9 protein-coding genes are annotated in these 12,412 nt (G+C 71.7%); 1 reads left to right on the forward strand and 8 read right to left on the reverse strand.

Annotated elements, in window-relative coordinates; translation table 11 throughout:
• Nucleotides 1–3,778, reverse strand: a 3,778-nt coding sequence (locus tag ACFY8U_RS04240; protein ID WP_389565376.1) for a caspase family protein, incomplete at its 3' end; no start/stop codon positions are given.
• A gap of 19 nt (nt 3,779–3,797) precedes the next feature.
• The gene (locus ACFY8U_RS04245) at nt 3,798–4,160 is read right to left on the reverse strand and encodes a hypothetical protein (RefSeq protein WP_389565379.1); all 363 of its coding nucleotides are present in this window, start codon (nt 4,158–4,160) and stop codon (nt 3,798–3,800) included.
• A 187-nt stretch (nt 4,161–4,347) separates the two neighbouring features.
• Here ACFY8U_RS04245 and ACFY8U_RS04250 point away from each other — a divergent pair, with 187 nt between their 5' ends.
• Nucleotides 4,348–5,553, forward strand: coding sequence for a low temperature requirement protein A (locus tag ACFY8U_RS04250; RefSeq protein ID WP_389565384.1), 1,206 nt, complete (start codon nt 4,348–4,350; stop codon nt 5,551–5,553).
• A 12-nt stretch (nt 5,554–5,565) separates the two neighbouring features.
• Here the strand turns inward: ACFY8U_RS04250 and ACFY8U_RS04255 are convergent, their stop codons facing one another.
• The 6 genes from ACFY8U_RS04255 to ACFY8U_RS04280 all read right to left on the reverse strand — a co-directional run bounded on the left by ACFY8U_RS04255 (nt 5,566) and on the right by ACFY8U_RS04280 (nt 12,330).
• The gene (locus ACFY8U_RS04255) at nt 5,566–7,371 is read right to left on the reverse strand and encodes an alpha/beta hydrolase (RefSeq protein ID WP_389565387.1); all 1,806 of its coding nucleotides are present in this window, start codon (nt 7,369–7,371) and stop codon (nt 5,566–5,568) included.
• A gap of 54 nt (nt 7,372–7,425) precedes the next feature.
• Nucleotides 7,426–7,572: a hypothetical protein gene (locus tag ACFY8U_RS04260; protein WP_389565390.1), complete on the reverse strand. Its 147-nt coding sequence runs from the start codon at nt 7,570–7,572 to the stop codon at nt 7,426–7,428.
• Between the two features lie 51 nt (nt 7,573–7,623).
• A complete protein-coding gene (locus tag ACFY8U_RS04265; RefSeq protein ID WP_389565392.1) occupies nt 7,624–7,971 on the reverse strand; it encodes a hypothetical protein in 348 nt (115 codons plus the stop codon).
• A gap of 81 nt (nt 7,972–8,052) precedes the next feature.
• Nucleotides 8,053–9,420: an amino acid permease gene (locus ACFY8U_RS04270; protein ID WP_389566160.1), complete on the reverse strand. Its 1,368-nt coding sequence runs from the start codon at nt 9,418–9,420 to the stop codon at nt 8,053–8,055.
• A gap of 194 nt (nt 9,421–9,614) precedes the next feature.
• Nucleotides 9,615–11,810 carry a phage holin family protein gene (locus ACFY8U_RS04275; RefSeq protein ID WP_389565395.1) on the reverse strand — a complete coding sequence of 732 codons (2,196 nt, stop codon included), beginning with the start codon at nt 11,808–11,810 and terminating at the stop codon, nt 9,615–9,617.
• 115 nt (nt 11,811–11,925) lie between these two features.
• Entirely contained in the window at nt 11,926–12,330 is a 405-nt protein-coding gene (locus tag ACFY8U_RS04280; RefSeq protein ID WP_389565398.1) for a hypothetical protein, read from the reverse strand.
• Nucleotides 12,331–12,412: the final 82 nt, after the last annotated feature.

The raw sequence follows: 12,412 nt of genomic DNA on the forward strand, positions 1-12,412 counted from the left end.
CGAGGTCGTCAGGGTCGACCGTCTCGGGCAACACGACGCCCTCCGGCAACCGCAACCCCAACTCCACCAACCTCGCCGCCACCACCTCAGGACGACGCACCATCCGATGGGCGGCCCGCAGCACGTGCCCCAACGGCACGACAAACGCCGAATCCAGCCACGGTCTCTCTTCGTCGGCATCCTCGCTGAGGATACGGAGGTCGTCAGGGTCGACCGTCTCGGGCAACACGACGCCCTCCGGCAACCGCAACCCCAACTCCACCAACCTCGCCGCCACCACCTCAGGACGACGCACCATCCGATGGGCGGCCCGCAGCACGTGCCCCAACGGCACGACAAACGCCGAATCCAGCCACGGATCCTGTCCGTCGATTTCCTCGCTGAGGATACGAAGGTCGTCAGAGTCGACCGTCTCGGGCAACACGACGCCCTCCGGCAACTCCAGCCCGAGCTCCATCAGCCTCGCCGCAACCACCTCAGGACGACGCCCCACAAGGTCGGCGAACCACAACACATGCCCCAGCGGCACGGATTGACCAAGCCGCACCCACTCGTCCTGTCGGATCGTGACCGACCGATAGTGGCTCCTGGAATGCCGTTGGAGAGCGAGCAATCTGCCGTCCGTGGGCTGCGCCAAGGGAATGCTCGTGGCAGCGGCGACAGACACGCCGGGGAAGAATCCGGCGGCCGCCCATGCCAGCGCGCGCCAGTCCGCGATGTACTCCGGAATTCGCTGAGCGCCGAAGCGCCTGTCGGTCGGATCCAGATCACTCAGCAGCTCGACGTCCGAGGGGAAGCAGCCGACAGCCGTGATGTCCATCTCGTGGCCGTGCACGGACCACGGCGCGAAGCCGCATGCCACCGCCGCCTCGGCCACGGCGTCCGCGAGGGGCGGCTGATGCTTGGCGAGCTCCGCGAGCCAACCGTGTTCCAGCACCTCAGCATCCGGCCCCATCAGCGCACCGATCTCCCGGTGGAGGAGATCGGTGACGTGCGACCTGTCGTAGGCGAGAGCGCGCCGTCGGTCCACAGTCAACTGAGGTGCGTACGGCCCGGTCAGGTTGACGACCGCCCCGAACAGGGACACGCCCATCCACACCCCGTCCGCCAGAACGCCCCCGGTCGTGCTGGTCCACCAGACGTCGGCACTGGAGGTGGCGTCCGCCGTCGCGCCTTCGGCCCGTTCCGCACTCTCGACGTGGGGGTCCGCGGCGCCCAGGGGCGCCACGCGGGAGAGCCGCCCGGGCTCCCACTCCAACCGTGTCGCCCCATCCGTCGCGGTGACCGCGTACTCGGAGATCCACAGCAGCCGCCGCAGCAGGTCCGTACAGGACGGCGCGTCGTCCGGTGAGCGGAGGTACAGCCGCACGGTGGTGAAGGCGTCGTGTCCGCGGCCCAGGTCGCGGATGTGGAAGAGAGAGCCCGGCCCCGCGATGTCGACCCGCAGCCGGTGGCCGGGGTGGCCCTCGTGGTCCAGCCGGCAAGTGGTCACCGAGATGTCGTCCGCGATCATGAAGTAGCTCAGGACACCGATACCGAAACGGCTGTTCGGATGAATCTCGATGCCCGCATCGCGCCAGGCCGCCTGCTCGTCGAGATACTCGGGCAGGTCGGCGAACCGCATACCGGCGTGCGAGAAGACCTCCCGCAGTTCACGCTCCCCCATGCCGATGCCGTTGTCCGTGCACTCGATGTAGGCCCGGCCCCGTTCGTCCACGCCCTGAACGAAGTGGACGCGCCCCGACCACTCGGCCAGATGAGCGTTCCCCCGCCGAAGATAGGCCGTGCGCGCACCGCGGTAGCGACAGGCGTCCAGGGCATTCTGGTACAACTCCCTGATCGCCAGGGCGGGATCGCCGTACAGCTGCTCGCCCATGAGGAGTTCCTGGATGCGGTCGTCCGCGAGACGGAAGCGCAGGTCCGTGGACTCGTAGGCGGGTCGGCCCTGAGCGTCGGCCGCCGGACGCACCTGGTCGGCCGTGGCATGCACGGGCAGGTCCTTAAGCGGAGCCAGTTGGGGTTCGCTACCGGCCTGGACGTCGATCGAACCGAGAACGGCGTCGAGCAGATCAGCCTGCTGCCGCAACGCGAGACCGACCGCCGGATGGCGGCAGGCGGCGTTGAGCACGCGGGTTCGGCCACGCGGATGCCAGACCGCCGTCTCGATCGTTCTGTGAAGCTCCGCCATGTCCACGGAGTAGCTGATGTCCAGGTGCTCCACGACGACATCGGGCAGCAGGACGGGGTCGATCGCCAGGTGGTGCGCCACGATGAGCAGCACGATCAGGAGTTGCTCCCGGATGCGCTGTTCCGCCTCGGTGGATCCCGCCAGTTGTCGCTCCGGCCGAACGGTCGCGATGTCGAACGAGGTCCGCAGCGAGCGCATCAGCGTCGAGAGCGTGTCCAGCTCGAACAGCTCGGCGACCAGCTTGCGATCACCGGCCGAGACGTTCTCGCTCATGAACTCCAGCGGACCGAGCAGCCCTTCCAGCACCTGATCGTGGAAGTCTCCAGGCTTCCTGGCCAGCCAGCGCCGGAACAGCCACCATGCGATGTCGTGTGTCGCGCCAGCCTTTCCGGACGAGAACGCCCGGCGTACCAGCCTCGGCCGCGTGGAGACGAACTGCTCATAGTTCGCACGCGCGGGAGACGGACAGGGGGTCGCTCCGAAGTTCGTGGGATCGGCTCCCAGCATGTCCACCGCCGCACGGTTCGCGCAGGCCTCGTAGAGGAAGGGAGCGACCACCAGCAGGGCGGCTTCCGCCGGTGAGAGTGCCAGCTTCTCAGGATTGAGAACCTTGGAGAGCAACCAGCCCATGCGACCGGTCATCCGCTCGGCGAAGCCGACGGGCCGCCAGGAGTCGCCCTGCAGCAAGGCTTCGTCGTGATCCGTCTGCTCGGCGACGTGCGCGATGATGGAGATTGCCGCCTCTCTCATGCCTTCGGCGGCACCCGGGCCGTCACCGATCTGCTTCCACGCAGGATGCTCCCGAGCGGCGGCCACCCAGGCGTGCTCTCCGGCCGCACCGGGATCGTCGCGATCCGGACGGTCGAAGAGGGCGAAGGCGTCGGTCTCCGTCTCGGTACGCACCCTGATCTGCTGCCGAGGAAGGTTGTGCTCGGCGGTCAGGGCGTCCGCCGCCATCTGCAGCTGTTCCTTCAGCTCGCCGAGTGTGCGTGGCCCGCTCTCGCTGATCACCACGGAGCTGAGCGCCCTCGAGAAGATGCTGAACGTGCTGTTGCCCGCCGTCGTGTAACGAGCACGCTCGCCGGGCGAGCAGGCGTACACATGGCAGTAGTGGCGCGCGCCGGCCCGATCCACCTGCATGTCCGACCAGCCGGCGGCGTTGACCGCCGCCATCTCCTTCAGGACGATGCCCTCGCGACAGGCATCCACGAAGACGGCGACATCACCGGCGCGGCTGCGTTCGACGTACGTGCTGAAGTCGAGCGAGAGGCACCTGCTGCGGAAGTCGTGAGACCGCGTCAAAGCGCCTTTCGGGACGAGGTAGTCCACGCCGTTGTGGTGAACACCGTGGCCACTCAGATAGAGAAGCAGCGTGTCGCCCGGGGCGGCGTCCTGGAAGAACTCCTCGACGGCGGAGTCGATGCTGTCGCGGTCGGTCTCCTTGACGTCGTGCACGGCCACGAGGTAGCCGGCGGAGGTGAGGGCCACCTCCAGTTCGGCCATGTCGTCCGTGACAAAGGGAAGGTCGTCGATCGCGTCGTCACGGTAGGCAGGTACGCCGATCAGAAGGGCGCGGAAGGCAGCGCTCATGGGGCTCGCCGTCCGCCCGTCACGAGCCGAAGGTCAGCGTGATCGCTCCCTTGGCACCGACCTGGGCCGACGTTCCCACGAGAGTGATGCCGCCGGTCGCCGTGATCTCGAACGACACCTGAGCCTGCTGCAGCGTCATGCCCCCCTCAGGGACCCGCACTTCACCGAGTACCTGCTGAAGGCCGTTCACCATGCGTTGCAGGTTCTCCCGCAGGACGGCGACGGGAATCGTGCGCACCGAGCCTTCGCCGGTGCCCCGTCCGAAGATCCCCTTCTCACCCGAGTTCGACGTCGCTCCGCGGTCATCGACCGTCACCAGAACGTCGAGCGACTCGACCGCGTTGTCGGCCCCGGCACCAGAGATTTCGACCGTCTCGAACACTGCTCCCCCTCGATGATCCGCACAGAAGATGTCACATCATAGGGGTAGTTCGCCCTCTCCGCAGGGCAGTTGGCGCAGGCCCGGTCACGAGGGAAACAGGGATGGCCGGGACAGCCGTACGGGCGGCGCGTGGGTATTGTTCGCGCCGTGGTGGCGGGGGCCGCCACCGGGACGGTGGGAGACGCACATGGCGTGGCGCAGGGACCGGGCGCGGATGGTGGCGGCCGGAGACGAACACCGGGTGACGCCGGCCGAACTCTTCTTCGACCTGGTGTTCGTGTACGCGATCACTCAGGTCACCGCCCTGATGGCGGCCGACCCGTCGGCGATGCGCGTGGTCGGCGCGATGATCGTGCTGGCGCTGCTGTGGTGGTGCTGGTGCTGCTTCGCCTGGCTGGGCAACGTCGTCCGGGCCGACTCCGGGGCCCTGTTCGCGGTGCTCGTGGTGGTGATGGCCGTCGTCTTCATCGTGTCGCTCGTGGTGCCCGAGGTGTTCGAGGACGCGCCGGGCGGCCTCTCGGCTCCGCTCCTCTTCGTGCTGTGTTACGGGGCCGTGCGCACGCTCCACCTCGTCTCGTACTGGATCTCCAGCCCCGACGACGCCGCCCTGCGGGCCACCCTGCGCCGCACCGCGCTGCTGTCCGTGGCGCCGCCGCTGGTGCTGCTGCTGATCGGCTCCGCGTACACCGGCATGGTCCAACTCCTGCTGTGGCTGGGCGCGGTGGTGATCGACTACGGCGGGATCTACGTCACGGGAGCCTCCGGCTGGCGGGTCAACTCCCCCGAGCACTTCTCCGAGCGGCACGGGCTGATCGTCATCATCGCGCTCGGCGAGTCGATCGTGGCGATGGGTGTGGGGGTGTCCGGCCTTCCGATCACGGTCGCGGTCCTGGGCGCCGCCGCGGCCGGTCTGCTGCTCTCGGCCGCGATCTGGGCGCTGTACTTCCGGCGGCTCGCGGAGGGGGCGGAGCACCGCCTCGCCGGTCTGGAGGGGGACGAGCGGACCCGGTTCGCGCGGGACGTGTACACCTTCCTGCACCTGCCGCTGGTCGCGGGGGTGGTCCTGTGCGCGCTCGGGATGAAGAAGGTCCTGCAACAGGTCGCCGACACCGGCCACTACGGTCTCTCCGAGCCGCTGCACGGCGTCGTGGCCTGGTCGCTGACGGGCGGGGTCGGCGTCTTCCTGCTCGGCGGCGCCGCGATCGTGCTGCGCACCTCGGGGCGCCGGCCGACGGTCCTCGCCGTGGGCGGGGTGTGCGCGCTGGCGTCCGGCGCGCTCGTCGGTCTGGTCCCGGCCCTGGTGGCGCTGGTGCTCCTCGCCGTCGGCCTGACGGCGCTCGTCACCCTGCACGGCAGGGGCGCGGCCGAGCGGAGCGCCCCCGGAGCGGGCTGAGGTGCCGCCGGCTCAGTACGCGGCGTCGCGGTGCTGGATGTAGCCGCGCAGCCTGGTGGTGTCGGCGGCCGTCCAGCCCTCCGGCGGGGCCACCGCCGCCCAGCCGTCCACGGCCCCTGCCCCGTAGCGGTGGCCGTGCGGTGCCTGCACGCCGTACGAGACGGCCATGTCGACCGAGGTCTGCCAGAAGGCGACGAAGGGGAACCAGTCGATCTCGGGCGTGATGTCCGGGCCGAGCGGGTCCGCGAGCCACGGGGGACGGTCCAGGAGGAGGTCCGGCGACCACCAGACGACCGGGTCGGAGGCGTTCTGCAGATAGACCGCTCGGGGCCACTGCCAGGGGGCCGGGGGCCGGGCGAGGTCGGCCGCCGGGAACTGCGCGAAGCGGACCCGCGCGCCGTTCTCGTACTGGGGGCGCCAGACGGGGCTGCCGGGGTCGCGGTCGCGGCGGATCTCCCGCGAGATCGGGGAGAAGTTCGGGGTGCCGAGCAGCAGGGCCCCGTCGGTGCGGGCGAGCAGGTCGTCCGGGCCGTCGAAGGAGGCCTCGATGGCGTACGCGCCGAGGCTCTCGCCGGTGACCAGGAGCTTGGGCCGCCGCTCGGCGGGGAGCGCGTCGATGCGGACGCGCACGGCCTGGACGAGTGCGCGGGTGGCCTGGCCGGCCTTCTCCTTGTCGACGAGGAAGGAGACCCAGCTGGGCAGGTACGAGTACTGGACGGCGACGATCGCGGTGTCTCCGCCGTACATGAACTCCAGGGGCTCGGCCACGTTGGGGTTGACCCAGCCGGTGCCGGTGGTGCCGGCGACGGCGAGCACGCGGCGGTCGAAGGCGCCGGTGCGCTCCAGTTCGCGGACGGCGAGCCGGGCCTGGGCGGCGAAGGGGCGTTCGTCCTCGAAGGCGGCGGGCAGCGCGGAGGGTATGTAGACCCGGACGGGGTCTGCGGCGGCGCGTCGTCCGCTCACGGCGGTGATGCGGGCGCGGGTGAGGGCGGAGCCGGTGAAGTTGCGGCCCTGGTGGCCGAGGTCCTCCCAGGGTATGAGGGAGCCCGGGCCGCCGGAGACGTATCGCGAGACGGGGCGGTGGATGCCGTCCTTCGTACCGCCGTTGGTCGCCTCCGCGATCCGGTCGGCGATGTCGACGACCCCCCGGTCGAAGACCACGTCCCGGACGCCGACGAGGACGGCGAGGGTGGAGAGCAGCGTCCCGACGGCGAAGGCGACGGGCTTGGGCAGCAGTCGGCCGAGCAGGCGGATCAGCTTGGCGGACCCGAGCCGGACGGCACGGGCGACGAGGAGGAGCGCCAGCAGCAGCGCGACCGCCATGAGCGCGATCATCGGGCTGTGCCAGGTCAGGGCGGGCGGCAGGCCTTGCAGGACCCGGAGCTGACGCTGCATCCGGGCGCTCTCGGAGATGAGCCACACCGAGAGGACCACGGCGATCACCCAGTACGCCTGCCAGCACCTGGCGCGGGTCCGCCCGCCGGGCCGGCGGCGCACGAGCGCCCGGAACAGCCAGGCGGCGCAGGATCCGAGCGCGTAACCGATGGTGGCGGTGATGCCGCCGACGACGCCCTGGAGGTACCAGGGGCGCGGGACCAGCGAGGGGGTGAGGGAGGCCCAGAAGAAGAGCGTGGCGGCACAGAGCGCGGTGAGGTCTGGCCAGCGGCGGATCAGGTACGAGGGGTCGGGGCGGTCCCAGTACGGGTGTTGGGCGACGGACACGAGCCGTGAGCCGAGGGCGTTCGGTCGGAGCGACGCGAGGCGTCCGGCGGGGCCGGCGGACCGATCGGGAGCGGTGTGCCGGTCGGTCGAGGTCATCGGCTCAGCCTCGTCCACCGGGCAGCGTTCCGCAATCGGCCCGCCGGCGCTCTCCTAGCCGGCCTGACGCTCGTCCCGGGCGGGCGCGGGTTCCGGTTCGCGGACCGTTGCGCGTTCCGACTCCCCGGGCGCGACACGTGCGTTGCGGGCGGCCTCGGCGCGCAGCAGGGCGCGCAGAACGACGAAGGGGTCGACGGGCATGGTGAAGCTCCTTGCGGTGGGGGGTGAGGGGCTGTGAGAGGTACGGGCCTCTCAGCAGCGCATCACCACGCACCGCCGGGCCTCGCCGCGCGGGCGGGGTACGGGTACGGGGGCGGCGGCCCGGATCCCGGCGGGAGCCGGGCGGGCGGCACGGGCGCGGGCGCGGACGTCGCCGTACCGCGAACGGAGCCGTCCGGGCCCCGTGGCCTCGGCCTCTGCGGCCTCGTGCGTCTCCCCGCCGAGGTCGGGCGCCGGACTCGCGGACGCCGGCCTGGCCTCCATGCCGGCCGGGCACACGGCGCCGGCGCCCACGCCGAACAGGGCGGCGAGCACCAGCGCCAGGACGAGCACCGCACGTCGCACCACACCCGCCTGAGCGGCGGGTTCGGTGCGGGGCACGGGGGCGGGGCTCATGGACTTGCGTACTGCCCCGGGACGGGCCCGACGTGCCGGTGAGGGCGGTGGATCCGCCCGGGCGGCCTACGCGCGCACGCCCGAATTCACGCGCTCGGACGCGCCGCCCGGAGCGATTCCGGCCGTGCCGGTGGCCGTGCCGTCGAGCGTGCCGTCGGGGGCGCCTTCGGACGTCTCCCGCCGCACCTTGCGGGCCGACATCCACGCGTACACGAGGACTCCGGCGAAGAGGAACAGCACGCCCTGGTAGACCGCCGCGTACCCGGAGCCCGCCACCAGCCACATGGAGAAGCCGAAGGCGGCCGCGGCCAGGACGCCGTCGCGGACCAGACGGCCGCGGTCGACGCGCTCGGAGCGGCCGGAGAGCAGGAAGTAGATCTGAGCGGCGGTGGAGAGGAGGTACGGGACGGTGGCGGTGAACGTGGTGACGAGGACGAGGATCTCGAAGACGCCCTCGGTGCCGACCGTGTAGTTGTAGACGGTCAGGAGCGAGGCGAGGACGACCGTCACGATCACGCCGACCGTGGGCACGCCGCGCCGCTTGTGGGCGAAGACCTTCGGGAAGAGCCCGTCGCGCGCCGCCGCGTAGGGGGTCTGGGCGCTGAGCAGCGTCCAGCCGTTGAGCGCACCGAGCATGGAGACGAGGGCCATGCAGGCGATGGCGGTGCCGCCCCACGAGCCGCCGAACATGGCGTTCACGGCGTCCGAGAACGGAGCCGAGGAGTCGACCAGCCGGTCGTGGGCGACCGTGCCGAAGACGGCGATCATGCCGAGGAGGTAGATCGCGGCGGCGCCCAGGGTGCCGAGGACGGTGGCCCGGCCGACGTTGCGCCGCGGGTCGCGGACCTCGCCGGCGCTGACGGCCGCCGACTCCACGCCCAGGTAGCTGAAGAGCAGGATCGCGGCGGAGGCGGAGACCGCGCCGATCGCGCCGCCGTCACCCGCCTGGAAGGGCCCGAGGTTGGCGCTGTCGAAGAAGAACAGCCCGCCGACGGCGACCAGGAGGAGCGGGACGAACTTGAGGACGGTCGCGATCAGCTGGACGGCACCGACGTAGCGGGTGCCGGCGAGGTTGGCGAGCGCCGGCAGCCACTGGAGCGTGAGCGCCGCGGCGATGGTGGCGGCCTTCGACTCGTGCACGGGGATCAGCACGTCGAGGTAGCCGACGGCGGCCACGGCGAGGGCCGCGTTGGAGACCCAGGCGGTGATCCAGTACGACCAGGCCGCGAGGAAACCGGCGAAGTCGCCGAAGGCCGCGCGGGCGTAGACGTACGGCCCGCCGGTCTGCGGGTGGCGGCGGGCGAGCCGGCCGAAGACGAGCGCGAGGGCGATCGCGCCGAGGGTGAGGATGCCGAAGGCGACCAGGCTGATCGTGCCGTACGGGGCGACGGAGGCGGGCAGCAGGAAGATTCCGCCGCCGATGATGTTGCCCATGACCAGGGCGGTGGCGATCGGGAGTCCGAACCGCCGGGTGTGCTTGTTCTGTTCCGCGGAGGTCTCGGAGGTGACCGTGGACCGGTGGGGGGAATCGACCGCGGACCGGTCGGACATGGCCGTGCTCATGGGGGTGGTGCGCCTCTCGTCGTGCAAACCCGGACATGGTCCGGTACGTGAGACGCCCCACCAAATCAGCTCTTTTTCTCCGGTACGACCGGGCCGTCAACCGGAAGAAACGCTTCCGCATCGCTGATGCGCGGGGAAATCTCCAGCGGCACCTGCGGTCCCGCGCACTCCCGCAGCCAGCGGCGCAGCACCTGGTGCACCTGCTCCGCGCCCACCAGTTCGCCCCCGTCCGGCACCGGCGCGGAGAAGTCCACGGGCGACAGCAGGAACGGGCGCCCCTGCTCGCCGCCGAGGCCGCCGTGCGAGCCGATCTGCTCCTCGAAGGCGTGGACGGTTCCCGTGGCGGGGTCGTACATCGAGTTGACCATGATGTCGGCGACGTGCGGGAAGCCGTCGGTGCGCCGGACCGCGTCCGCCGCGCCCGGCCCGAAGACCGCGAGCGGCCCGTCGTCGGCGAGTTCGGCGAGCGGCACCTCCGCCCCGCCCCGTCCGAGGACGACCGAACCGTGCTCGGCGCTCGCGACGAGCAGGAAGCCGACGCCCGGATGGTTGGCGAGGGTGCGCAGCAGCGCGGGGTGGCGGCGGTCGATCTCCTCGCGGGTCATCCGGTGCGGCACGCCCGGGAAGGAGACCAGCCCGAGGTTCCCGGAGGCGAGCACGATCGGCTCGGCCTCGTCCCGCACCTGCTCGCCCATCCGCTCGCCGTCCTCGTCCACCGGCCGGTGCAGGGCGCTGCGCAGCGCGTCACGTGCCGCGTCCCGGGCCTCCGAGCCTCCCCCAGACTCCGTCTGGGGGTGCCCCCAGGGGGTGTGCCGGACCCGGCGCGGCACGGGCAGCCCGCAGCCGGCGCGCACGAGATCCCGCAGGGTCAGTCCGTACACGCCCTCGAAGGTCGCGCCGGGGCTCTGGCCGTGGTCGGAGAGGAGCACGATCCGGTACGGGCGGGGCGCGTGCTCCGCGACCTTGGCGATCAGCGCGATCGACCGGTCGAGCCGGGCGAGGACCCTGTCGGTGTCGTGGCCGTGCGGGCCGGAGTGGTGGGCCACCTCGTCGTACGCGACGAGGTCGGCGTAGACGGCGGTCCGCCCGGCCAGCAGGTCCCCGATCACCGCGGCCACGACCACGTCCCGTTCCACGACGGTGGCGAAGGCCCGGATGAGGGGGTAGGCGCCGCCGCGCGAGACCCTCGGGGTCTGCTTGCGCAGCCGCGCCCGCGTCGACTGGGCCGTCTCGCGGACGGCCTCGGCGACGAAGGAGCCCGCGGTGCGGACGGCGTTCGCGGGGTCGGCGAAGTACGCGAAGTACCCGGCGCGGGAGCGGTTGCGGCGGCCACGGCGGGCGGCCATGGACAGGACGAGCGCGAGCTGGTCGGCGCCGCCGCTGAACAGATTGCCGCGCGAGGCGCCGTCGAGGGTGAGCAGCCCGCCGTCCCCGGTGCGGGCTATCGCCCGCCGCTGGAGCTCGACGGCGCTCGCGGGCCGGTTGGAGACCATCAGCCGGCCGGTGTCCTTCTCGTACCAGCGGAAGGCGGGCACGTCCTCGTTGGAGCCGTGCAGGATGCCGAGCTGGCTCGCGCCGGTCTGGCTCGACCAGTCGGTGCGCCAGGGGGTGAGCCGGTGGGTGGTGTCGAGCCAGCCGGCGACCGTCGGCATCAGGCCGTCGTCGACGGCGTCGCGGAGCACCCGGTGGCCGACGCCGTCGAGTTGCAGGAAGAGCGTGCCGGGGACGGGTGGGGGGTCTCCCCCTACGCCTGGCGTGGGGGGACCCTCCGTCACAGCGCGGGGGCGGGTGCGGGCGGCGAGCCGGTAGAGGCGGCGGCGGTAGGCGTCGTCGTCGCGAACGGCGAGCGCGGTAGAAGTCGCCGAGGCGACGGCCGACATGACCGCGGCGACCACGACGGCGGTCTCGGGGTCGGCGGCGCCGCGCCCGTCAGGGATCAGCCAGAGCGCTATCAGCAGCAGCGAGCCGTTGAGGAAGAAGACCAACAGGCCGAGAACCAGGGCCGGTACGAGCAGCAGCGCCCGGACGACGACCGGCCACACCAGCGCGCCGAGGAGGCCGAAGGCGCCGGCGCCCCACACGGCGGTGAGGGCGGTGCGGGTGATGCTGTCGCCGTCGGCCGACTGGAGTTCGAAGTCGGGCAGCAGCCCGGCGAGGGCCAGCATGGTCAGGGTGGACACCGCCCAGACCACGATCACCCGCACCAGGGCGCTTCCCGCGGTCCGCCAGCGGCCGGCGGTACGCCATCGCCCGTCACCCACGCGTGGTTCACCTTTCACCCGTTACCTGCCTCAAGCGTGGCACATCACCCAGGGGGCGCAGGCAGGGCGGGGTGGGGGCGCCAGGGGACACGTCCCGGGAGCCCCGGGGAGACCCCTAGCAGCCGTCGTAGCCGGCGGTGGGCATGGAGAGCCTTCGGTGCACGTCCGCCTTGGCCGCGGCGTCGTAGGACGGCTCGTCGAGGCCCGCGGTCTCCAGTCGTACGCCACGGCGCTCGCACTCCGCGACGAACCCCGGCAGATCGGTCAACGCCCGAGACAGGACACGTTCGTTGGGAGCGACGAAGAGGTCGACGTGGCCGTCGTCCACGTCCGCCCAGAGCACGGCGTGGTCGGGCCGGATCCCGTAGAAGAGCAGCTGTCTCGCCACGACGTACCCCTTGTCCAGGGCCCAGCGGGCGCACATGGCGTGCTGACTGCGCGTGTCGACCAGGAAAGGGTCGCTGTCGAGTTCCTCGAGCGGGGTGAGACTGGCGATCGCCGCCACCCGAACGTCGTCCATGGCCCGACCCTACTCCGATCCCGGGTGCCCGAGGAGGGCACCTCCGGGGCTCCCGCGGGACCTCAGGGCGGCGAGGAGTAGC

The organism is Streptomyces sp. NPDC012508, from assembly GCF_042902595.1.
Classification (GTDB): Bacteria; Actinomycetota; Actinomycetes; order Streptomycetales; family Streptomycetaceae; genus Streptomyces.